This is a genomic window from Bdellovibrio bacteriovorus (assembly GCF_001592755.1).
In the GTDB taxonomy this organism is placed as follows: Bacteria; Bdellovibrionota; Bdellovibrionia; order Bdellovibrionales; family Bdellovibrionaceae; genus Bdellovibrio; species Bdellovibrio bacteriovorus_E.
Map to the genome: position 1 here is coordinate 188,940 of NZ_LUKF01000014.1, position 22,654 is coordinate 211,593.

General features: G+C 46.0%; 17 protein-coding genes. 10 read left to right on the forward strand and 7 right to left on the reverse strand.

Translation table 11 applies throughout. From position 1 onward, the window contains the following. Positions 1-14 precede the first annotated feature (14 nt). Positions 15-938 carry an alpha-ketoglutarate-dependent dioxygenase AlkB gene (locus AZI85_RS08970; RefSeq protein ID WP_063243757.1) on the reverse strand — a complete coding sequence of 308 codons (924 nt, stop codon included), beginning with the start codon at positions 936-938 and terminating at the stop codon, positions 15-17. Positions 939-1,042: 104 nt separating this feature from the next. Between AZI85_RS08970 and rfaE1 the strand changes: the two genes are divergently transcribed. From rfaE1 to AZI85_RS08985, 3 genes are read left to right on the forward strand one after another with little or no spacing between them, the layout of a single operon-like run. Next, on the forward strand, positions 1,043-2,071 hold the full coding sequence (gene rfaE1, locus AZI85_RS08975) for a D-glycero-beta-D-manno-heptose-7-phosphate kinase (RefSeq protein WP_063243758.1): 1,029 nt from the start codon (positions 1,043-1,045) through the stop codon (positions 2,069-2,071). Positions 2,072-2,126: 55 nt separating this feature from the next. Beyond that, on the forward strand, positions 2,127-3,653 hold the full coding sequence (locus tag AZI85_RS08980) for a phospholipase D family protein (protein WP_172795322.1): 1,527 nt from the start codon (positions 2,127-2,129) through the stop codon (positions 3,651-3,653). Between the two features lie 49 nt (positions 3,654-3,702). Further along, the gene (locus tag AZI85_RS08985; protein WP_063243760.1) at positions 3,703-4,080 is read left to right on the forward strand and encodes a DOPA 4,5-dioxygenase family protein; all 378 of its coding nucleotides are present in this window, start codon (positions 3,703-3,705) and stop codon (positions 4,078-4,080) included. Here AZI85_RS08985 and AZI85_RS08990 read toward each other — a convergent pair. The 4 genes from AZI85_RS08990 to AZI85_RS09005 all read right to left on the reverse strand — a co-directional run bounded on the left by AZI85_RS08990 (position 4,073) and on the right by AZI85_RS09005 (position 10,470). After that, positions 4,073-5,647 carry an exonuclease domain-containing protein gene (locus AZI85_RS08990; RefSeq protein ID WP_063243761.1) on the reverse strand — a complete coding sequence of 525 codons (1,575 nt, stop codon included), beginning with the start codon at positions 5,645-5,647 and terminating at the stop codon, positions 4,073-4,075. The genes AZI85_RS08985 and AZI85_RS08990 overlap by 8 nt on opposite strands. Next, positions 5,644-8,010, reverse strand: a complete 2,367-nt coding sequence (locus AZI85_RS08995) for an ATP-dependent DNA helicase (RefSeq protein WP_063243762.1) — start codon at positions 8,008-8,010, stop codon at positions 5,644-5,646. The genes AZI85_RS08990 and AZI85_RS08995 overlap by 4 nt, the downstream gene beginning before the upstream one ends. A 2-nt stretch (positions 8,011-8,012) precedes the next feature. Next, positions 8,013-9,089, reverse strand: coding sequence for a PA0069 family radical SAM protein (locus AZI85_RS09000; protein ID WP_063243763.1), 1,077 nt, complete (start codon positions 9,087-9,089; stop codon positions 8,013-8,015). A gap of 184 nt (positions 9,090-9,273) precedes the next feature. Continuing rightward, positions 9,274-10,470, reverse strand: coding sequence for an MFS transporter (locus tag AZI85_RS09005; protein WP_063243866.1), 1,197 nt, complete (start codon positions 10,468-10,470; stop codon positions 9,274-9,276). A gap of 259 nt (positions 10,471-10,729) precedes the next feature. Between AZI85_RS09005 and rlmN the strand changes: the two genes are divergently transcribed. From rlmN to AZI85_RS09025, 4 genes are all read left to right on the forward strand, one after another. Continuing rightward, positions 10,730-11,941: a 23S rRNA (adenine(2503)-C(2))-methyltransferase RlmN gene (rlmN, locus tag AZI85_RS09010; protein WP_063243764.1), complete on the forward strand. Its 1,212-nt coding sequence runs from the start codon at positions 10,730-10,732 to the stop codon at positions 11,939-11,941. A gap of 4 nt (positions 11,942-11,945) precedes the next feature. Beyond that, positions 11,946-12,854, forward strand: a complete 909-nt coding sequence (locus tag AZI85_RS09015) for a PfkB family carbohydrate kinase (protein WP_063243765.1) — start codon at positions 11,946-11,948, stop codon at positions 12,852-12,854. A gap of 114 nt (positions 12,855-12,968) precedes the next feature. Then, a complete protein-coding gene (locus AZI85_RS09020) occupies positions 12,969-14,516 on the forward strand; it encodes a tolA protein (protein WP_253720921.1) in 1,548 nt (515 codons plus the stop codon). After that, positions 14,513-15,211, forward strand: coding sequence for a J domain-containing protein (locus AZI85_RS09025; protein WP_063243766.1), 699 nt, complete (start codon positions 14,513-14,515; stop codon positions 15,209-15,211). The genes AZI85_RS09020 and AZI85_RS09025 overlap by 4 nt, the downstream gene beginning before the upstream one ends. Here AZI85_RS09025 and AZI85_RS09030 read toward each other — a convergent pair. Next, the gene (locus AZI85_RS09030; RefSeq protein WP_063243767.1) at positions 15,208-16,896 is read right to left on the reverse strand and encodes a GMC oxidoreductase; all 1,689 of its coding nucleotides are present in this window, start codon (positions 16,894-16,896) and stop codon (positions 15,208-15,210) included. The genes AZI85_RS09025 and AZI85_RS09030 overlap by 4 nt on opposite strands. Before the next feature lie 8 nt (positions 16,897-16,904). Further along, positions 16,905-18,695, reverse strand: a complete 1,791-nt coding sequence (locus tag AZI85_RS09035) for an alpha/beta fold hydrolase (protein ID WP_063243768.1) — start codon at positions 18,693-18,695, stop codon at positions 16,905-16,907. Between the two features lie 216 nt (positions 18,696-18,911). Here AZI85_RS09035 and AZI85_RS09040 point away from each other — a divergent pair, with 216 nt between their 5' ends. From AZI85_RS09040 to AZI85_RS09050, 3 genes are read left to right on the forward strand one after another with little or no spacing between them, the layout of a single operon-like run. Continuing rightward, positions 18,912-20,231 carry a hypothetical protein gene (locus tag AZI85_RS09040; protein WP_063243769.1) on the forward strand — a complete coding sequence of 440 codons (1,320 nt, stop codon included), beginning with the start codon at positions 18,912-18,914 and terminating at the stop codon, positions 20,229-20,231. Position 20,232: 1 nt separating this feature from the next. Further along, positions 20,233-21,372 (forward strand): metallophosphoesterase, encoded by a 1,140-nt coding sequence (locus AZI85_RS09045; protein WP_063243770.1) that lies wholly within the window; start codon positions 20,233-20,235, stop codon positions 21,370-21,372. A 40-nt stretch (positions 21,373-21,412) separates the two neighbouring features. After that, on the forward strand, positions 21,413-22,630 hold the full coding sequence (locus tag AZI85_RS09050) for a hypothetical protein (protein WP_063243771.1): 1,218 nt from the start codon (positions 21,413-21,415) through the stop codon (positions 22,628-22,630). Positions 22,631-22,654 lie beyond the last annotated feature (24 nt).

Below are 22,654 nucleotides of genomic sequence, written 5' to 3' on the forward strand. Positions count from 1 at the left end.
GGATTAAGTTTGGTCTAGGTCTGAGGTTTTGCGAGTTGCTCTTTAAAGAATTCTGAGCGCTCGGAAAGCTTTTCTACGTAACCCTGCACATCCTCTTTCACAGTCTCTGGCAGACGTTGAAACGGGACGACGTGTTCGTCAGGAACATAGCGGAAAGTGAAGTTGATTCGACGGGTTTCAAAATTTGAAATCTCATTCAACGGAAAGAAGTGACCTTCTTTGGTATCTACGCGTTGCACACGGTGAAAAAGGTGTTTTTTAAATTTATCACCACCAAAGATCTGTAAAGAGCGGTCTTCCAACCACTGCTGCAAGATCACATTGGATTTTGACTCGGTCCCTTTGCTGGAAACAAATTGAAAGAGGGCGCGTTCGCCAAAAGAAATAGAAGCGACAGGTCCAGGCTCGAAATCTTTGTGCTCGCCGACGCGAGCGCAGTCGATGCGTTTGCCTTCTTCAGTGATCTGATTGCCATAGTAATTGATAAGGCAGGTGTTCAGGTGCCAGCCTCGCGGAATGTCGCGCGGTTCAAAACTTTCGTGAACCAAGGCTTCAATTTTTTGCACCAGATATTCCAAAACCGGCGGGTAACCTTCAGCTTGAACGCAGCGGTTATAGATTCCTTTCGGGGGATGATAGTAGTTCAGACACGCAAACTGCCAGTTTCCAAGCCAGTAAACGGGGCGCAACAATGGCCGTTGCTTCTGGTTTTCGGGGGGAGGATTGTTCTTGGAATAGCGCATCTCCCAGATCGGATAAAGAGTCGCTAAATACTTAAGGATTTCTTCTTTTTCACGGGGACTGATGTAGCCACTTTTATACACCAGACCTCGCGCCGGAGCCTTCTTCTCGGAAGAAGGTCGCGTTGCAGAAAAGGCACCTTTTTGCGGAGGTCGCGAAGGTCCTTTACCGAAGAATTTTCCTTTGGATTTTGTCATGGGATGTCCATACCATAGCTAGGGGCTCATGGCCAACGGCCGAGTGATAAGAAGGTGACAGGGCCCCTGCCTTCCGTTAAAACCAAGGCCTGAAGGATGAAAAAATGACAACACCTGTAAAGGCGACCGTAGGTCCGCAAGAAAAAGAACTTCTGATCAATCAACTGCCTCTAATGAGAGGTAAAAAAATCCTCATTATCGGCGACGTCTGCGTTGATGAATACGTCCTGGGTGAAGTTCGTCGTATCAGCCCTGAAGCTCCGGTTCCGGTTTTGGAAGTAGAGCAAGAAGACGTGCGCCTGGGTATGGCGGCCAACGTCGCACAAAACGTCTGCAGCTTGGGTGGACAAGCAATGCTGGTTTCTGTTGTCGGTAACGACACGGGCGCAAACCTTCTTCGCGATCTTTGCGCTAAAAGCGGAGTGAGCTCTGAATTTCTTGTTACGGATACATCTCGTCCAACGACACGCAAAACACGTGTGATGGCAAAACATCATCACTTGGTGCGCGTGGATTACGAAGTTCGTTCCAGCCTTTCTGCGGAAGTGGAAGCCCAGATGATCCACATGGTGGAAAAGAATGTTGAAGACGCAGATTGCGTGGTAATTGAAGATTATAAAAAAGGCGTGATCTCTCGCAACGTCATCGAAAAGGTTGTCGCGATTTGCAAACAAAAAGGCAAACGCGTGCTCGTTGATCCACATAAAACTTCGTCGGGTCCTTTCTATCAAGGTGTGGATTTGATCAAGCCAAACTTTGATGAAGCGGTGACTCTGGCCGGAATGGATTTTGACGATCTTCGCAACAATCCGAATAAAGTTGTCGAGGTGGGTCGCGCTCTTCAAAAAATCACGGGTGCAAAAGAAGTTGTTCTGACTCGAGGAAAAGATGGAATGACGATCTTCTCTGGCGATCACATCACGGAAGTGCCAACGTATGCGCGCAAAGTTTTTGACGTGACTGGAGCAGGGGACACGGTGATTGCGGCTCTCTCTTTGGGTTTGGTGTCTGGCCTTTCGTTGGTTCAATCTTGCATGCTTGCGAACTTCGCAGCAGGTGTGGTTGTCGGCAAAGTCGGCTGCGTTCCTTGCGAGATTCCTGAGCTTAAAGAGTATATACAAACGGCTCACTGAGCGGTTTCAAATGACATATGGCTCTAAACTCTACAAGCAGCATAAACTGATGAATATGAAACTTGTAGTTTTTGGGGCCTTTCTGTTTTTGGGCGTTTTAACAAGCTGTCAAAGCATACCCAAAGATTTCAAAGCGCCTGAATCCTATTATATAAAAAACACGGAACATACTTGGTGGGCAAAAACCCTGGCTGCCGAGATAAAAAAACATCCTGATCAATCGGGTTTTGTCCCTTTGGCCTCCGGGCCCGATGCTTTTATTGCGCGCTTGGCCTCTGTTCGTAAGGCCGAAAGAACTTTAGATATTCAGTACTATATCTGGCATGACGATCTTGTGGGTCGCATGCTCATGCACGACGTTTTGCAAGCGGCCGACCGGGGAGTTCGGGTAAGATTATTGTTAGACGATCTGAATATTGGCCAGTACCAAGATACACTGTTGATATTGGACTCTCATCCTCTGATTGAAGTGCGAATGTTTAATCCCTTTGCCAATCGAAAGCTTCGATTTTTAGATGCCTTTCGCTTTAGCCAGGTCAATAGGCGTATGCACAACAAGGTGATGATCGCCGACAATCAAGCAGCCATTCTGGGCGGGCGCAATATCGGCAATGAATATTTCACGGCCAGCGAAGAAGAAAACTTTGGTGATTTCGATGTCTGGTGCTTTGGTCCTGTCGCCGAAGAAAGTTCTCAGTCCTTTGACCTTTATTGGAATAACAAACTAGCTGTTCCAATTCCGATATTGAACAAACGCGAACTTAAAAGCACAGAACTGGCAGAGCTTCGCCAAAATTTAGAAGGTGCGAAAGCAGAAGTGCAAAAATCCAAATATGGTCAGGATTTAGAAAATTCGCGCTTGATGAAACAGGTCCATGAACGGGACGTAAAAGCCTTTTGGGGACGCGCCAAGGTTTTTTACGATTCACCTGAAAAAGTGGAAAATGGCAAAAGTAAGTTGATGCTGAATCAGATCACGGCTCTTCCGATTCGCTCGACTAAAGAAGTTTTTATCGTTTCACCTTACTTTATTCCGGGTAAAAAAGGTGTCGATTACTTTGCGAAGAAAAGTAAAGACGGCATCAAAGTCACAGTCGTGACAAATTCATTGGCATCGAATGACGTCAGTTTGGTATTTGCCGGATATAAGAAATATCGCAAAGGTTTGCTAAAAGGCGGCGTCGATCTTTATGAAATCAAACCTCGCGTGAATGTGAAAGCTCGCAAATCCAAAGTCGCTGGTTCTTCAGGGGCTCGCTTGGGTTTGCACGGCAAGGTTTATGTTTTTGATCGTCATGTGATGTTCGTGGGCTCGATGAATTTGGATCCTCGCTCTGTGGAGCTAAATTCAGAAATGGGAGTCCTTCTTGAAAACAAAGACTTCGCCAATCACTTCGTCAACTTAATGACCACCGAGCTTCCGGATATTGCGTATAAGGTGACCTTAGACGATGGTGATTTGCGCTGGACGACTCGTGAAGAAGAAGGTTCCGTCACCTTGAAGAAAGAACCTGAGGCCTCCTTCTGGAAAAGCTTCCAAGCCGGCGTCCTCAGTCTTTTTGTCCCGGAAAGCCTGCTCTAAACCAAAAAATCTCTGGCACCTTTTGGTTTCTCGGTGTTAGAAGATCTGCATGGAAAGAACTTACAAAGTAAATTCTCAGTTATTGCCTCAAGGATTTCCGCGCGAGTTTGATGCGCATATTTATTTTTCGAATGAGTCCTTGCAGTTTGCGACGGAGTTACGTGAAAAGGCGATAAAAGAATTTGCGGGGCGCCAGGTCTTTGTCGGACAGATGATTCCTGAAGCTATTGGTCCTCATCCGATTCCGATGTTTGAAATCAATTTTCCGTTGTCTCTATTTACAGAAGTAGTGCTCTGGTTGATGAAAGCACGCGGGGACCTTTCGGTTTTAGTTCACGAGCTGACAGGCGATGATCTTTACGATCACACTCAAGCAGCGCTTTGGTTGGGCAAAGAAGTGCCGCTTCTTTACGAGCGCTTTAAATAAAATCGATTTTTCGATCTTGGTTTTTGAGCTTATTGAGCTCGGTGAAAAGCACGGTCATGCGATCATAAGTATCAATCGACAGATCTTTCCACGAGCCGCGTTGTTTTATCAGCGGGGCTTCAGGTTCAACGACTTTTCCATTTTGAATTTTCAAAGTCATCGTTTCTTCAATTTGAATATGCACGTTCAAAAGCTTTGTCAGGCGTTTGGTGCGAAGATAGGTTGCCGCAGACCTGATAAAGTGGCGCTCATATTTATCGGCCAAGTCTTCGGGGGTCAGTTCAACTTCTAAGATTTCTTCTTCGCTTTCTTCGGGCGTGCTTTCGTTTGACTCGGAGGTTTCAGAAGCTTCGACTTCTTCTAGATCTTCCGTCTCTTCTTCCTCTTCGAGTTGACGATACCAATTCAAACCTACAGCTAAAATAGAACGAACCGACGTAAACGCGTCTTTGGAAAAACCATGGCGCTCGCAGAAAAGATCAAAGCCTTGTTCTAAAAGAGTGGCGTCAATCGGCTCATAGAACATGTTTTCGTTAAACGACTTATCTTGCAAAGAAGCGCTGAGCTTGAGGATCGAGTCCAAAGCCAGCGCATTTGAAAAGGGGCCAATACAATGATTTTCATCTGCTTCCGTTTGGAAGGAGGTGAAATCTCGACTGAAGAATGCTAATTCCCGTCGGCCGGTTTTTAAACTGATGTTGTATGGCGGATCCAGGCGTTTGATCTCGTCTGTTTCTAAGAGTGCCGCTTCCAGAGGACTTCCTACCGGAGTGACATGCAGATCCCAAACTTGCGTTAACATCTCTAACTTGCGAGTGTCGCGATTTTTTTGCCCGCGGAAATAGCTATTCACGCGATCATGCAAGGAGGTCGCTTTACCCACATAAAGCACTTCGCCCCAACGGCTCATCATGCGATAAACGCCGGGCTGCTTGGGAAGACTTAAACGTTTTTCTTTTGGCAAAGGATATTCGTACTTTACCCGCGCGGCCTTCGGTGTGTCTTGAAGCCACTTTTGCAGGTCTTCGATAGAATGAATTCCTTTTTCTGACAAAGCCGCCGTTAATCCCTGCCAGATCACTTGGGTGGCCTGCACATGATTAGAAGCGCGCTTTAACTCACCTGAAGGGCAGCCAAAATATCCTGCAAGTCCCTTGATTCCGCGCGTGGGCAGATTCGGGAACAGACGCTTTGCAATTTCGTGCGTGCACAGAATTGAAAACGGCATTTCTTCTTGAAGCTTTTCATAAGCATCCAACAAGAAAGGTCGCTCAAATTGAGCAAAATGAATCACGGCGATGGGATTTGCGCCCAGATTTTTATCGATAAAGCTTTTTAAGTCGGAAAAGACACTGGCAAACGGGCGAGCCGCTTCCATGTCTTTTTTGTAGATGCCCGTGATGAATTGAATACGACGAGGAACTTCCTCGGCCTGTTCAATCAAAGAGCTTTCGATATGCTCGCTGGCGAGAGAGGCCCAGGCCATCTCAAGAATGCTTGCCGTGTCGGGTTTAGCTCCGGTTGTCTGAAGATCTAAAAATAGCACGGGTGTTTTAAGAAGACTCATACTGGTGTCTCCCAAAACTCTTTAATGTCATTCAAAATTTGGCGAGATACTAGTTCTTGCGGGGACTGTGTGAACCAACCCTCGGGCATAGTTTCATAGTAGCTTGTCTGTAAAAAGCGCGAGTCTAACATGACGATCACACCACGATCTGTTTCAGAGCGAATCACGCGGCCTGCTGATTGAATAGCCTTAGCCATTGCTGGATACACGTAAGCATAGTTAAAGGCATGCTCTTTCCCATAACGAAGCTCATAGTAAGAACGAATTTGTTCCCGTTCAAAATCAAAGTTAGGCAGAGCGGGACCAATGACGAAAGCCCCAATCAACATATCACCCGGAAAGTCGACACCTTCTGAAAACACGCCCCCTTGGACACCCAATAACAAAGTCGGCTTTTGCCCTGACTTTAATTCATCTAAGTACTCTTGAGTCTGCTTTTGCTTCATCTCGCGCTCTTGCACCAGAATTTGAAAGTCTGGCAAAGAAAGCTTTGATTCCACCATGCGCATAAATTCAAAACTTGGGAACAAGGCGATGTAGTTCCCTTTCTTTAAAGCGGTGATGCGCTGAATGGTTTCGGCAATCTTCCCGCTGCTAGCATGGCGATCCGAAAATTTTGTCGAGATTTGCGGGATGATAAGCAGTTTGCGGTTTTCTTTCTCAAACGGTGAAGAAAACTCAACTTGTTTTGTTGATTCCGTCGGAAAACCCATCAGCTCTTGATAATAAGTGAAAGGTTTTAAAGTCGCCGAAAACGCGACGACGTTTTTGAATTCTTTGTAAGCTAAAGACAAATGCTCGGAAGCATCACAACAAGTGATCTTCAGCATTTCGGTGAAAGTACTTCTTTGATAAGTTTGAAAAAACTCTTCACCACTTAAAGTCAAAGACGCTACGAACTCTGACCACATGTTCATCATACGTAAGATGGGGTCTTGTGACAGAATCTCGGTTTCTGATTCTAGATAAGACGTCGTCATTTCGCGAACGTCTTGTTCCAGTTCTAAGAATGGATCTAGATCAATGTTTACCTTTTTAGAAACGCCATCTTTGCCATAAGAAGAAATCAACCGGCGCGCGCGCTGACAAAGGGCTTGGGCCTGCATATAAAATGTCGGCGGCAGACGAGAAAAATCTTTTTCTAATAAAGCCAGTTGTTGAGTTGAAATACTGGGAGAAAAATAATCTTGAGCACGAGAAGGCAGATTGTGAGCCTCGTCGATCACTAGATTGGCTTTTTCTTTCTGCTCTAAAAGTGGCTCCGCCAAGCGGCCAATCAAACTTCTTGGCGCAAAAACATAGTTGTAGTCACCAATGACGACATCAGCTCGCTCAATCGCCTCTACGGACAACTCAAACGGGCAGACTTGATACTCTTCACCCATTTTTTTGAGTTTTTCACTGTCCAGGCTGCGAAGTCGCGAAAGCTTATTCACTAAGTCGTGTTCAGCGACTTTTTTGTAATAGTCTTTCGCGAACTCACAGTACTGAGGATTGCACAAAGGCTCGGCTTTTAAGCACATCTTGCTTTTGGCAGTGATAGTAAGTGAACGAATTTTACAACCTTGCTCTTGCAAGCGTTCGACAGCTTCTTCAGCGACCTGATGTTGCGAGTTTTTTGGAGTGACGTAAACGACTCTTTGACCGCGAGGCAAAGCCTCTTTCAACGACGGATAAAGAACACCAATGGTTTTTCCTAATCCTGTCGGCGCTTGAACTAAAAGTGGATTTTCACTTTGCAGGTTCTCTGAAATCGTATCGACGAGCTCTCTTTGGCCTTTGCGCGGGGATGCGAAGGGAAATGTCATTTCTTCGCCGGCCTTCTGGCGTTTTTTAAAAAGCTTTTCTTTTTCTTTCGTCTCTTCGACTAATTCCTCAAGACGGATTTTCAACCACGCTTCATAGCCATCTAGATCCAGTTCGATATTTAGATCATGCGATTTAAAATTGCGCAAAGAAACCAGATGCAGTTTTAAAGTAGGGAACTGACCCGTTTGCAGAAAATGAATGTACCCATAAGTGCGCAGTTGCCACACGTAAGGATGGTTCGGTTCTCTTTCTAATTTTGCGCGCAGTTCATCAATATCGAAGGCGGATTTGATTTCTTCAATCAAGCCTGTCGCTTCGACAAAGCCATCGGCCCGGCCCGAGACGACAAATTCATAAGGACCCGCTTCAAAAGAGTGAACTAATTTTTTTTCTGGAGTGTAGCCGGGATTTTCGCGCACGCGCTGACGTTGGATTGTGACGTGCACTTCTTGCCCACTTGTGGGAATGGGGCCATAGCCTGAATGCGTCTCGATGCTACCAACACGAGGCGCAGGCAATGCAAATTGTTTTAGATCCAACGTTATTTTTCTCATCACTATTCAATATCAAATTTGAGTTGATCACCACGACGCTGAAAGTGCTCGGTGGAGAGATCAAACTTTTTCACATTTAAACCGTATTTGCGAGTATAAAGCTTGAACATTTGCGCCATTTGGTCGGCCCGAGGCCCTTCTCCGCGCATACGCGATCCGAAGTTCGCGTCATTCAATTTGCCGCCGCGTATATCACGCACCGAGTTTAAAACTTTTTCCTTTTTTAACGGTTGATGGACTTCCAGCCACTCTTCAAAAATAGGGCGCACGGACGAAGGAAGTCGCAAAGGCACGTAACCCGCGTACTGGGCTCCCGCATCTTTGGCGGCTTTTAAGATCGCCGGCATCTCGTGGTCATTCAATCCTGGAATGCACGGTGCGACGTTGACGCCAACGGGGACACCGGCTTTCGCCAAAGTTTCGATCGCTTTAAGACGAGCTGCGGGACGGGACGTGCGTGGCTCTAAGATTTGCACCAGATCATCATTCAAAGACGTGATCGAAAGAAAAACCAAAGTGCCGTTGTAAGCCGCCATCTGCGAAAGAATATCGACATCGCGAGTGACCAAAGCATTTTTAGTAATTAATGAAACTGGATTTTTAAACTCTAATAAAACTTCAAGACAGCCGCGAGTCAGCTGCATCTTTCTTTCTAAAGGCTGGTAGCAGTCGGTGATTCCGCTCATCGCGATCACAGCAGGCTTCCACGAAGGTTTCATCAAAGCTTCGCGCAAAAGTTTTGGAGCTTCTTCTTTCACGAAAATTTTCGATTCAAAATCCAAACCGGGTGAAAGGCCTAAGTACTCGTGTGTGGGACGAGCATAGCAATACGCGCAGCCGTGTTCACAGCCGCGATAAGCGTTGATAGAAAATGTGAAGCCGATGTCGGGGCTTTTGTTTTCCGTGATAATCGTGCGAGAAGAATCTTTCAGAACTTCCGTTTTAAGAAGAGCTTTTTCGTCCTCAAGATAATTGTCGAAATCTTCTTCGGTAGCTTCGTATTTGAGTGAGTCGTAACGATTGGTGACGTTGCTACTGGCTCCACGACCGCGGATATCTTTACGAAATTCACGAGTCATAAGAAACAAAGTATGCCACAAATCCCCCACCCTTCCTAGTCGGCTGGTGAAAAAGGCCCATCCGACTGCGTTGTCGGACTCCAGCTTGCTCTCCGACGTACTAGAAGTACGCCTCCGTGGCAGCTGGAATCCTCCGCCTTGCGGCTGGACCTTTTTGACCAACCGATGAGATGTGAGTGGATTTTTATTTGGCGGGGGCGTGGGTGTCGTGGTGGTGGAAATGTGGGTGTTTTTCTTCTTTGTGGCGTTTGAAGATGTATTTGTAGGTGTTGACCATGAGGAGGGAAACGACGACGAAGGCTAGGCCGAAGAGGACGGCTTCGCGGATGCCGAAGAGGTCGGTGAGTTTTCCGATTGCTAAGTGCATGATGATTAACATCATTGAGTCGGTCGCCATCATGTAAGAGACGGCGGTGTCTAGATCTTCGGGGAATTCAGAGGAGATCCAGGAGATCGCTAGTGGATAAAATGGCGCGATCATAAAGCCTGTTCCTGTTAGGAACAATGGGTGGATGAAGACGCCTCCCAGAATGCAGATTGCCGTGAGTACGAGTGACGCTGAAAGCAGGAATTGCGGAGAGCGTTTGAAGTGGACTACGGCGAAGAGCAATCTTCCTAGCATCATCGCGATGAAGAAGTAGGTGACATAGATACTTGCCGATTCCATGTCGTAGTTCCAGGTTCTTTGCATGTACAGAGCTAAGCGTGATGAGACCATGATTTCAGCCGCGACGGCTAAGCTTAACATCACAGCTAGGAAAAGCTGAGGCTTGAAGTTTTTCTTTTTATTCGCTTTGTGCGTTTCAGGTGAAAAAGTCGCTTTCGTGTGCAGCGACTTGTGACTTGGATGAAAAGTGTAACCCACAAAAATCATCGGGGCTAAAGAGGCGGCGGCAAATGTCCAGCGCCAGCTTCCTGTGACATACTCCATGCCGGCGGCTAAAAGTGGCGCCATCAAACTTGCTAAGCCATACATCGTGTGAAGGCCTGAAAGCATTTGTTGTTTCTTTTGGGGAGTCGATCCCATTGGCACCAAAATGTTTGGTACCAGACCTAAAATACCCAGGCACAACCCATAAACGAAACTGCAAACCAAGAACATCGGGAAGATCGGGGATGCAGCTAAGCCCCACATCGCTAACATCAAACCGACCGCGCCCCCTTGAAGAACGCTAAGGCGGTCATAACGTCGTAGCATGTATCGGCAGCCGTAACTCGCAATAAATCCTGAGATATTGCTTAACGCAAACATCAAGGACCCCATCGAGTCGCTGACGCCAAATTGCTTTAAGATTTCGGGAAAAAGAGGGCCCCTGATATTGTCAGTCAGACCAAATACAAACAAGCTCGCATAAGAGAGAAAAATAAAGGGCCAAATCATGAAACCCACTATAAAGACCGCTTCTTAGGAAGACAAGGGCAACTAATTATGCGGCTTTGGAATAGGTCGCGCCCGACGTGTCTATCGGGCAGGCACAATATGTAGAAAATGCTTGGGAGTCCTGCTCAATTTACTGAAATCTCTAGGAAATAAAGGGGTGCTATGCTACAAACGGAGCCCACATAAATCCTTAACCAAAGGGACTGACAAGGTCCCAGCTGTAATAAGCATGGCTGTAACAAGCCAAGGAGCCCCGAAGATGGAATTGAATGACGGTGCTAACACCACTCAAGCTAGCGCGCCCGTAAACTATTCTGACGATAATGTCGCAAAACCCCTCGAAAACAAGCCGGTGAATTTTTACTCTCTGACACTAGAGGGTCTAAAGTCTTATCTTAAAGGCAAAGGGAAAGAGCAATTCCGTGCTCAACAGATCTTTAAATGGGTTTACGAACAACGTGTGACAGACCCGGAACAAATGACGAATCTGTCAAAAGAGTTCCGTGCCTCTTTACCCCAAATTCTTTCTTTCGATCTTCCTCCAGTTCTGACTCACTTAAAGTCTGTCGACGGAACACAAAAACTTCTCTTTGATATGGGTGGCGGTAACAGCGTTGAAGCCGTCGTCATTCCATCTGAAGACCGCCTGACTTTGTGTATTTCTTCAGAAGTGGGTTGCAACATTGGATGTAAGTTCTGCTTCACTGGAAAACAAAAATTAAAGCGTCGTTTGCGCACAGAAGAGATCGTTGGCCAATTCATGCAAGTGCATGACCGTTTAGGCGAAGGTCAGCGCATCACGAACATCGTGTTCATGGGTATGGGCGAACCTTTGGATAATCCTGAAGCGGTTTTCCAAACTATCGATGTGTTACATTCTCCATGGGGCATCAACTTGTCTCGTAAGAAAATCACGGTTTCTACATCCGGTATTGTTCCAGAGATGTGGAGAGTTTCAGAAGCAAAAGTTCGTTTGGCGGTGAGCTTAAATGGTCCTACGGATGAGATTCGTACCCAAGTCATGCCGATCAATAAAAAGTGGAACACAACAGAACTTTTGAATGCTTGTAAAGAGCACTATCGTATCACGAAAGATAAAATCACTTTCGAGTATGTGTTGTTAAAAGGTGTAACGGATCAAATCGAACACGCACGTCAGTTGGTGAAACTGGTGAAAGACGTTCCGTGCAAGATCAATATCATTCCGTTCAACGAACATCCAGGTTCAGGATATGAGCGTCCTTCAGATGAAGCTGTCGAGGCTTTCCACTCTGAATTGATGCGTCTTGGGGCTCACGTTCTTCTTCGCCGCTCTATGGGTCGCGATATTTTCGCGGCTTGCGGCCAGTTAACAAGCCAAGTTCCAAATAAGCCTGTTTCTATGGACATTTCGAATTCAAAATTAGCAGGTCTACCAAAATACAAACGCGAGATGCTAGAAAACGCAACGGCATCACAACAGGAGCAATAGTTTTATGTCAGAGATTTTAGTCGTTGGAAGTTTGGCTTACGATTCCATTCAAACTCCTTCAGGAAAAGTGGACCGCGCCTTGGGTGGTTCCGCAAATTACTTTTCTTTGGCCGCTTCTTTGTTTTCTAAAGTGCGTGTGGTTGGTGTTGTTGGTGAAGACTATGATCAAGGAGACTACGAGCTTTTAAATTCTCGTGGGGTTGATTTGAGCGGTCTTTCTAAAGTAGCTGGGAAGACCTTCCATTGGGCGGGTTCTTACGAAGGCGATATGAACGAAGCAAAGACGTTGCAAACAGATTTGAACGTTTTTGAACACTTCAATCCGCAATTGCCAGAGCACTTTAAAGATTCTTCTTTCGTCTTCTTGGCAAACATCGCTCCGGAATTGCAATTGCAGGTTCTTGAGCAGGTGAAATCACCAAAGTTTGTCGGCATGGATACGATGAACTTCTGGATTTCGATCAAAAAAGAAAAGTTGATCGAAGTTCTTAAAAAGGTCGATCTTGTTCTTATCAATGAAGGTGAAGCAAAAATGTTAACGGGCGCGGCGAATGCTATTTCTGCAGCTCCGTTGATCACGGCGATGGGTCCTCAGGCCGTTGTTATCAAACGTGGCGAATACGGTTTTGCTATGTACACGAAGGAAGAAGGGTACTTCATCCTTCCCGCAATGCCGATTCCGACTGTTGTTGATCCGACGGGCGCGGGTGATACTTTTGCTGGTGGTTTCTTCGGTTACTTGGCAGCACAAAAAGACAAGCCGACATTGGGTCACTTGAAACAAGCCTGCATCATGGGCTCTATGATGGCTAGCCATACGATCCAAGACTTCTCTGTTCGTGCACTGTCTAAAGTGACTTTGGGCGACGTTGAAAGACGCTTAGCTGACTATAAGAAAGTCATCACGCTTTAAAAAATACCGGATTTCCCAGAGGGTCTTTCGGACTCTCTGGGACTATTGTCCAGAGTTCTTTCTTCCTGATAAATCCACCTTAAATCCCTCTCAATCCACGATATCTTAATAGATATGCGTTTTATTTTTGCCGTGAACATTCTGGTTTGGTGCTGCTTATTTTCTTGGGGCGCACATTCGCAAGAAAAAGAAGCTCTGCTTTCAAAGCAAATCGCCTGGGCGGCGGCGAACATTGAGAATCCCGCGGTCACGTCCGCTTTCAAAAGTTCCTTTGAAAAATTCATCAGCGATCCCGTAAATAAAAAAGCCTTGGAATCGCCGGAAGGAAAACTTTTGCTTCGTCAAGGCCGTGGACTTTTGAATGTTGTGTCTTTGCAAGAGAAGTTGAAAAAGTGCACCGTCAAAGAAGAGGCCTCTCAAGAAGTGCAAAAGGCATTGATCGCGGCCATTAACGGAAAAGCAGCGACGGACCTCTCCAATTACGATCCTTGTCGCGAGGATGCACCAGCCCTCGAGTTTGCTAAAGGCTTGGTCGAACATCAAAAAGCTCAAACCCAAAAACGTATTTTGTCGATAGCTCAATCGCAAGTCCAACAAACCCAGAACTATTGGAAGAACGTAAAATCAAAGGACCCGATCGACACCGCCGTAGAGCTGATGGAAAAAGAGCGCGATCTTAAGGACTCTCCTCCGAAGGCGGGGGTTGAACTTTTGCTTTACACCCAAGCGATTAAGAAAAGATCTAATAAAAACGTAATCACTAGCGCCAATGTTCATTCGGCACTTACCGAAGTGGATGCAGAACTGAACAAACACCAAAAGTATCTTGAAGACCTAGCCAAGGCTTCGTCCGACGAAGCTTTGCAAAAGTTGGTGGTCAGTAATCCAGCCGCGACAGCTCAGTATATGTTAGAAAATCCAGAAAGTTATGATCTGCTTTGCCGTTCTTTGCAAACCTATGACAAAGAGGCTTCGAAAAAAGCATTTATAGATAAAGCCGTGTTCTGGGGAGGTCTTGTTGTCGGGGGCGTCCTACTGGCAACAGGTATTGGCGCCGGTGTTGGAGCGATGGTGGTTTCTAGTGCGACGGCCGCGACGACATTAACTACGGTGGCCGCTGGTGCTGCGTTAGCGGGTACCGTCACCGCGGGCGGAGAAGTTCTTTATTCATCCTCGAAGTCTCATGCTTCTTTTATCGAAGCACAAACTTTAAGATCAGCGGGATTTTCGGAATCTTCTTCATCGAATATGAAACGCGCTGATAAAGCCACGGACCGAGCTTACGACGAATTGGCTGAAGCCGGATTTTCTGCCGTGTCCATCGTACCGTTCGGTGCGGGATTCAAGTATATGAAAAATGCGGCAGCCGCTTCAAAATTGGGGTCCGCAAGTAAAGTCGCTTCAGAAGGTGTGAAAGTAGAAAAAGAAACGGTTCAGGCTCTATCGGCTTCGTTGAAAGAGATTTCAACAGATAAAACGGCTTTAAAAGTTTTAGAAGACTCTTCTAAACAGGTGAGCTCTGAGGAAATGGGAACATTTTTAGGTTACTTGTCGGATCTTCCCGCGCAACAGCGAAAAGAAGTTTTAGAGATGATCAAAGAAAAGCCAGATCGAGTCGCTAAATCTATTCGCGAATCCACTCAATCCGGAGTTTGCCGATGAAATTAAAGAAACTTATTCTTCTTTTAAGCCTGACATTTTCTTTTCAAACCTTCGCGCAAACTGTGGAAGAGGCCAAGAAGATTTTAAATAGAGGCACTTCGCTTTACGAAGTTTTAGGGGTCTCCCCGAACGCTTCTGAGAGTGATATTAAAAATGCTTATCGTCGTTTGGTGCGCGCTTATCATCCAGATCGTTTTCAAGGGGATCCGGTAAAATCACAAGTCATGAGTCAGGTAACCGCGAAGCTAAACACCACGCGTGACACCCTCATGGATTCCAACTTGCGCCAGCGCTATGATCAAACACTCAAAGCCTCAGGACGTTATAATACGACCTCATCTTCGGCGACGCCCAAAGCGGAAACTCCATCATATAAAAAATATGACTTCGGTAATATCAATCCCGAAGAGCCGGTGAAAAAAACGCAAGAACCGCCTAAACAAAGTGCTGAAACATCTAAGAGCACTGAAAAAACAAGTCGTCCGACCGAAGAACCAACGAAACCCACATCCTCGGCAAAGACCTCGGTCAACGAAGCTTCCGTAGCTCCAAAAACTTCTTCAACTCCTGCGACAACCACAGGAGGACAGCCTCGCGCCACTTCCGCCGAGGCGGCCAGGGCTACGAAGCTTTATAACGATGTTCAAAAATGTTCCGGTGGATTTTATAAAGCCTTCGTAGACGTGATGATCTAAGCTTCCATTTTATCTTTGGTCTTAACGGTGTGCTTTTCGGGAATTTGTTCGGCAATGTATTCAGCCATCGCCGCAATCGTCAAAGACGGGTTGGTCCCAGTTGAAGTCGGAAGAATACTTCCATCGACAACATACAGTCCGGGATAGCCAAATACTTCGCCTTTTGTACTCACAAAACCTGTTTGTTCGGAATCTCCCATCGGGCAGCCGCCGAGCGGGTGAACTGAAATAACTTTCTTTAAGTGAGTCAGTGGGTTTTCGACATAAACGCCATCCACCATCTCGGCCAACTTTTTCATCTCAGTGCGGATGCGCGTAAAGTGCTCTTGGCTTTCGTCGATTTTCCAACGAATCAATGCTTGATCGTCATCGCGCAATTGGATCTCTCCGTCGGGCTTGTCCCGCCCCATACCTAGAAGTACCAGGCAACGTTTCGTGAATTCAGCTCGGTCGATACTTTTAGCCATTTCATCACCAATATTGATCTGATCATGGCCGACAATTTTTAAAACTTTGAAAATATATTTTTTCACGTGATGGGCGGCCATAGTGGCTAGACCCGCAAGTCCACTGAACTGAGGCACCTTGCCTGAAAGAAACCACGCAAATCCCACAGGAAAACCCGCTTCTTGAATAAACATTCCGTGCGGATATCCGTCAGCATAATCTTTATACTTATATTCGATGGATCCCGTGATCACCGGGCCATTCGTTCCATCGACATTGTGTTTAGACTTAAAGATCAGGGAAATAAAATCTCCGTTGCCGCTCCATTTTTTTCCGAGCCACTTATTAAGAAGAGGCAAGTGCCCATAGCGTTTCATTTTTAAAAGCAAAGAGGTCGAGCCCAAAGAACCAGCCGAAAGCACCACGTTTTTGGCCGTGAACTTATTTTCCTGCATTGGAAATTCAGGAATGACATAAGTGACGACGTAGTGATCATCTTTCTTTTCAATTCTTGTCACTTCGGCATGCGTGCGCACTTCTGCTTTATGAGCGGCCTCTTTCAGATTTCGGGCACGGAATAGATAATTTAAATCCAACGTGTTTTTTGCGTGAATATTGCAACCAATGTCACAATCTCCACATTTATTACAACGAGATTGAAGAGCCCCGTGAATATTTCGCGTTTGATGCCCAGGAAACTTTCCTTCAAAGCGTACGCCGATAGGTGGAAAGACCATGGATGGTTTTTCAGTCGCTCCTGGAGGAGTCGCCATTTCCTCGGCCAGCTTTTTTAGCAACGTGGTTTTAGGCGTGTTGCGATAGTAAGGATGAGTGTCGTAAGGATAGGGTTTCGCCTCCATTACATTAAGAACGCGTTCATAATACGGTTCGAGTGTTTGGCGATTGATATTTCCCGGCCATCCCTTAAAGAAATCTTCGGGCATTTTATAAAGGACATTGGCATAAATAAGGCTGCCGCCACCCAAGCCACTGGACGTGATAGTCATGACATCACTTTCAGGAGTGTCACGAACTTCCATCAGGCCAAATTTATTGTCGATCGGATCCCAGAACATATTCTTGCGAACTTCATGGGGGCGGCGAGGGAATTCGTGCATCTTCCATTCGCGGCCGCGCTCGAGCAAACAAACTTTATAACCTTTTTCAACAAGTCGGCACGTCATCACGGACCCGCCAAAGCCGGATCCGATCACGATATAATCATAGTCCCACTTCATTTAATTCCTCACGCAATGCGAAGCTTGCGGGTTTCGACACCAGAGATACCGGAATGTTGTTTTAAAAATTCTATCAGTTCGGGAAATACTTCGTTGTGACAAAACTGTCCCATAAAGACGTCCTGATGACCGTAGTTCGTAAATTCTTTATAAGAGACTTTTGCCGCATTCTTCGTCTGACTTAAAATTTCATAAGTCGTCTTATTTGAGTTCGGGAAGATATGATTGTCCGCTCCCGAAATCAGCAGAGTAGGAGGCATGTCTCGTTTTTTCATCTCTTCCAAATAATTGATTTTCGAGTCAAAAGAAACCGACGCCTTCGCTAACAGCATTTTACGAATGTGTTTGTGATAGTGAAAGCTTGTGCCGCCGAATAAGTCCATCAAACGACGGTGAGTCACCGGATGAATATTACGATGATTGAATGCGGCGGGAAAACCCCAACCCCACATAAAGCTCACCATATGACAAGCCGGCTCTTTGCATTCACTGCGCAGACTGCGCTCCATCCAGTACAACCATCGTCCAAAAGCACGGCCGGGATGATAGGGGATTTTAGGTGAAACATAGGGATAACCTAAAACCTGCTCTAAGATTTCAGGCCCCACCATCATTTTAGCCATGGCCTGCCAAGGAACCATCGGAGTTAGCGAGACACTGTTTGCCACAATGCTCGCAATATTTTTGACGTATCCCGCTGCGTACGAAGCCATGAAAGACAAGGCGCCCACACAGTGAGCGATGACGTGAATTTTTACGTCGTTGCCGCAGGATTCTCGAATGAAATCGACGGCGCGGGGAATATCGTACTTTGCCACGTCATCCATGGTGTAGCGATGCGGAGACATATTGTAAGTAAACCTTCCGCTGCCGCGCCAATCCAGCGACCACACGTCTGAATAGCCCGACGTATGAAGCTGATTCACGAGGTTTTGGTGCTCAGGCATGATGAACATATCTGTTGATGTCGTCAGTCCATGCAGTAAGAGCACCACGTTTTTGGATTCTTGATGTTTAAATCTTTGCACGGAAATTGTCAGTCCGTCGCGGGTGTCTAAGGGATGAAGAGTTTTTTCTCCTAAAGCCACACCTTGAGTCGTATGCATGGGATATTGATGCTCATTCCACCGAGCGGAAGTCGTTGTGAAGATAAACGGAGCATAACCTTCCCACAAAGTGTCGGTGAAAGCTTTGAAGTACTTCATCAAGGCTTCTTTTTCTTGTAAAAAAGAAGAGGCGTTTGTTTTAAAACTTTTCATCTGGGTTAAGAAATCACTCAGCGAAATACGCAAGCTGCCAATAGCATGCACTTCTTTGTCACTGTAATTATCAAACGGAGAATGTCCTTCCCAAAGATAATAGTACAAAGTCGTCGTTTGCTTCCACACCTCCGAAATATCTTCTTTTAAAAGGGCTTTGTAACCAAAAAAAGTCCATTTCTTTCCTTCACGATCCGTCAGAAAAAGAGTGTAGTGCATCTCTTTGACGGTATCGAAATGGGGACTTGCGGCTGGCAAAGTAAAAAGTTGGAAGTAACCTTTTTCGATGCGCAGTTCATCGCGAAAACGAAAATCCGTGATTCTTCCATACATCTGCGAAGGTGTGCTGTGATCGGCTAAAAACTTGTCGAGGTTTGGAACTTTGATCGTCACCGTAAACTCAAAAGGCTGCTTATCGAAACGATCGTTTTCGGCTAGAAAATCTGAATGTGAAAGCGGCTTGCCAGGAGACAAGACAAACTTTTTCGGAACAACGAATCCCGACATTCTCTCGGTGAATTCGACAGAAAGTGACGTCATAAATATCCTTTGTTTATATAAACAATAGAGTGTTTCACAATTTCTGTAAACGCGACTGGGACTTACGATCGGTGGCCAATTCAACCGGTTTTGACCACAGGTTGAAGGGCGAGAGTGTCTCATACTAAGAATCTCCCGACCTTGATCCTGATGTAGGGGGCAAGCTGTTTTATTCTTAAAGGGGACCAGGAAAAATTCCGATATTTCCCTATAGATATGAGCAAAAAGAAAAAGAAATCTTCAGCCGCGGAAAACCTTATTGAGTCCTTGATGGATGATCTTAAGGATATTCAGGCCGATTCTTCGTATCATGCGGGGCAATCGGAGGATGACTTTTCTGGTTTGCCAACTCTGGAAGACGAAGCTCACCGCGTGGAAAATACCAGTGCGGGAAATAATCTGTGGGACAACTTAGAAAAGGGCTTAGAGAAAGATCTTGATGCCTCTGAGTTTACCGGCGGAGTGGAAGCTTCTTCCGAGGAAGAAGTTCCCGTTGAAGATTTTGATATGCCAGAAGGCTTCGGTGATTTGCCACCGTCAGAGCGTTTCATGGTGAACGGGGCTCCGACCGCTGAAGAAGAACGCTATCAAGGTCCTTCTGCCGGTGGTGGATACCAATCTTCCGATGAATTATTTTCTCCTCCCACGCCAGATTTTTCATCTAGCGAATCGAGTGACTCTTCTTCCGATGAGGACGAAGCGACTCGACCGGTCTTTAGTGGACAAGCTAGTGGTGGTGAAGACAAAACGGTTTCTATTCAACAAGATTTCAATGTGACATCTTCGGTGGCGTCGACAAATTCGGACGCTGATAAAACTGTGGCAGTGGATGGTTTTGCTAACGCTCGTTTGGGTGCGCGCAAGTCTGCTGACGTGGATGTCAAAGTCAGCGTCGGTAATTTCCGCGGAAGCCGGGGCTCTGCCAACGTGATGACATCTGTGGATGCCAGTTTAGCTCAGGCCGAAAACCTGAAGCTGGCGCAACAACGCATCCTTGAACTTGAAAAAGAAGTGGAACATCTTCGTGGCGACAATGAAGAATTGGCTTCGGCTGGTGAAATCATTCGTTCCCGCACGGATGAACTGACAGTTCGCATTACGGCTTTAGAAAAAGAAAAAGCCGAGATTCAAGAGTCCGCGCAAAGTGAAATTCTTATTTTAAAAGGCAATCTTCAGTACAAAGAAAACGAAGTTGCCAAGGCGCGTATTAAAGTTGAAGAACTGGAAACTAGACTTAAATCTGACTTTAAAAAGATCCGCGTTCGCGAAAGAGAACTTGAAAACCGTCTGGAACTGCTGCGTGCAGAGAAGTCGGCTCTTGTTCGGTCCAAAGATGAGTATATTTTAGAACAGAAAAGAAAGATTGATCAGCTCTCTCAGGAACTCGATAATTACCGTAAGAAATGTCTTGAGCTTAACAAGACTATCGAGGCCAACCAAGATCAGGTCAAACGTACAGAGCGTGCTCTGCGTTTAGCCTTGACGAACTTGGAAGCTAAAGAGGAAAGTGCCATTCCACTGAAGAAAGCTGAGTAGTATGGAATCTGCTTCCCCAGAAGAGAGCAACGAGACCGCCGTCGCGGTGAAGCCCGCTCCTATTAAAAAAATCAAAGTGATTGTGAGCGACCTCCATCTGGGGAAAGGTCGTCTATTGGAACAAGGCGGAATCAACTCTTTAGAAGAGTTCTACTATGGGGAAAAGTTAGTGGAGTTCATCCACTACTATTCTTCGGGTGTGTACCGCGATTACGAAGTGGAACTTATCATCAACGGGGATTTTCTTAACTTCTTGCAGTGTGATTACAAAGGCCATTTTCTTTCCGTCATCACTGAATCCGTCACTCTGGAAATTTTAAAAGAGATCGTCAAAGGTCACCAAAACGTTTTCAAAGCGCTGGCGGAATTTGCCTCTAAGCCGAACAACACCGTGACTTACATCGTAGGCAATCACGATCAAGGTATGTTGTGGCCTGCGTGTCGCGCTTATCTGAACCAAGTGATCGGCACGCCTATTCGTTTCAAAAACATCGTTTACTTTTTTGATGGTGTGCACATTGAGCATGGGCACATGCACGAAGCGGCCAACCGTATGGACCCCAAAAAGTTTTTCCTAAAGAAAGATTTGGTAGAGCCCATCTTGAATTTGCCTTTTGGTTCCCACTTTTTCTTGGAAGTGGTGTTAAAGATCAAACAACACTATCCGCACGTCGATAAAATTCGTCCGTTCGGAAAAATGGTGCGCTGGTCTTTGATGAACGAAACTAAAACCATGATTCGCGCTTTCTTTATGGCGCTTTTCTATTTTGCCAAAAGTGCTTTCATTAAAGATCCACGTCGTCACTATCCTTTGAAGCGGATCATCAAAGTCATTGCAGAAAGTGCGATCTTTCCTGATTTGAGTGAATCAGCGCGTAAAATTCTTCACGATGACCGCGTGCATACAGTTGTTTTTGGCCACACCCATGTTTACCAATATCGTCAGTGGTCCGAGAATAAAGAATATTTTAACTCGGGAACATGGACGGAGATCACATCTTTGGATATTGTGTCCCTAGGAAAAATCACAAAGCTGACTTATGTGCTGATTGAGTACCCTGAAGACGGAGGTCGTCCTCGTGGCCGACTGAAAGAGTGGAAGGGTTATCATCGTATCGAAGAAGACGTTGCGATTTCTTAGGGGCCAACTATACTGGCCTCTCTTACAATGAGGCGGACGTATGTTGGAAATTGTTCAAGCTGGTCATAAACTCGATGATGCTATCCTGCAAAAGTGCCAGGAATCCCTAAAAATCTTTTTACACCGTAAGGACATTGGCTTTCCTCAATTGGTAGAGCGCATTCCTTTGTGGCAGCAATCTCACAAAGTGGGTCAAGAGTTCAGCCGTCGCTTCAAGCAATTGGTGGTGGTCGGTCTTGGTGGCAGCTCTTTGGGAAATCGTGTTTTGGCGGAAGTCTTTCGCGCAAAGAACATGTTCTTTGTCGATAATGTGGATGCCTTAGAGTTTGAAACTCTGATGGAAGAGCTCGGGGACCTGAAAGAGGTTGGCTGGGTTTTCATCTCTAAGAGCGGAACAACGATCGAATCTTTGTGTTCATTAGAATTTATCGATCAAATGTACAAGCAAGAGAATCTAAATCTGGCTTCTCAAAGTGTTGTTATCTCTGAAAGCAAAGACAACACGCTAGTTCAGTGGGCGAAAAAGAATGACATTCCTATGTGCGAAATTCCAGTGGATGTCGGCGGACGCTTTTCCGTTCTGTCACCCGTAGGAATGATGCCCGCAGCTTATTTTGGCTTAGACTTAGAAAAGTTTCGCGTAGGTGCAATGCGTGCATTGCAAGACACGGCCTTAGTGACGCAAACTATGGCGCATGTAGCGCAAAGTTATAAGCGCGAAGAGTGGATCACTCTTTTGTGGTTCTATGGTTCACGCCTTAAAAACTTCGGCGCTTGGTTTCAACAATTGTGGGCCGAGTCTTTAGGAAAAGCTCACGGTCGTGACGGTGGACCTGCGGCACGTGCCAGCACTCCGATGTCAGCGGTCGGAGCTTCTGATCAGCACTCGATCTTGCAACAAGTGATGGAAGGTCATCGCGATAAATTCGTGATCTTCATGCGCATCGAAGAAGCCGAAGCCGGATCTCAGCGTTTGAAAAAAGCGCAGTTCAAAGAAACTATGGATCTTGAAGGCCGCACCATGGGTGAGCTATTGAGGGCAGAAGCTTTGGCCACACAAGAAGCGCTCACTCAAAATGGAGTGTCAACGATGACTCTTAAGACAAAGGTCCTAGATGAACATGCATTGGGTTATATGTTTATGTTCTGGGAACTTGTCGTTGCGGGCCTAGGTGAATACTTGCAAATCGATGCCTTTAATCAACCAGGTGTAGAGCTAGGCAAGAGACTAGCGAAAGAGAAATTGAAGAAAGCGTGATTGTCATCAGTCGTAGAGGAGATT

Bases quoted from the DNA above. Each gene is read 5' to 3' on its own strand.
- AZI85_RS09000 (WP_063243763.1), bottom strand. From the start codon at position 9,089: ATGACTCGTGAATTTCGTAAAGATATCCGCGGTCGTGGAGCCAGTAGC.
- AZI85_RS09045 (WP_063243770.1), top strand. From the start codon at position 20,233: ATGGAATCTGCTTCCCCAGAAGAGAGCAACGAGACCGCCGTCGCGGTG.
- AZI85_RS08970 (WP_063243757.1), bottom strand. From the start codon at position 938: ATGACAAAATCCAAAGGAAAATTCTTCGGTAAAGGACCTTCGCGACCT.
- rlmN (WP_063243764.1), top strand. From the start codon at position 10,730: ATGGAATTGAATGACGGTGCTAACACCACTCAAGCTAGCGCGCCCGTA.
- AZI85_RS09015 (WP_063243765.1), top strand. From the start codon at position 11,946: ATGTCAGAGATTTTAGTCGTTGGAAGTTTGGCTTACGATTCCATTCAA.
- AZI85_RS08995 (WP_063243762.1), bottom strand. From the start codon at position 8,010: ATGAGAAAAATAACGTTGGATCTAAAACAATTTGCATTGCCTGCGCCT.
- AZI85_RS09025 (WP_063243766.1), top strand. From the start codon at position 14,513: ATGAAATTAAAGAAACTTATTCTTCTTTTAAGCCTGACATTTTCTTTT.
- AZI85_RS08990 (WP_063243761.1), bottom strand. From the start codon at position 5,647: ATGAGTCTTCTTAAAACACCCGTGCTATTTTTAGATCTTCAGACAACC.
- AZI85_RS08980 (WP_172795322.1), top strand. From the start codon at position 2,127: ATGAAACTTGTAGTTTTTGGGGCCTTTCTGTTTTTGGGCGTTTTAACA.
- AZI85_RS09005 (WP_063243866.1), bottom strand. From the start codon at position 10,470: ATGATTTGGCCCTTTATTTTTCTCTCTTATGCGAGCTTGTTTGTATTT.
- AZI85_RS08985 (WP_063243760.1), top strand. From the start codon at position 3,703: ATGGAAAGAACTTACAAAGTAAATTCTCAGTTATTGCCTCAAGGATTT.
- rfaE1 (WP_063243758.1), top strand. From the start codon at position 1,043: ATGACAACACCTGTAAAGGCGACCGTAGGTCCGCAAGAAAAAGAACTT.
- AZI85_RS09035 (WP_063243768.1), bottom strand. From the start codon at position 18,695: ATGACGTCACTTTCTGTCGAATTCACCGAGAGAATGTCGGGATTCGTT.
- AZI85_RS09020 (WP_253720921.1), top strand. From the start codon at position 12,969: ATGCGTTTTATTTTTGCCGTGAACATTCTGGTTTGGTGCTGCTTATTT.
- AZI85_RS09040 (WP_063243769.1), top strand. From the start codon at position 18,912: ATGAGCAAAAAGAAAAAGAAATCTTCAGCCGCGGAAAACCTTATTGAG.
- AZI85_RS09030 (WP_063243767.1), bottom strand. From the start codon at position 16,896: ATGAAGTGGGACTATGATTATATCGTGATCGGATCCGGCTTTGGCGGG.
- AZI85_RS09050 (WP_063243771.1), top strand. From the start codon at position 21,413: ATGTTGGAAATTGTTCAAGCTGGTCATAAACTCGATGATGCTATCCTG.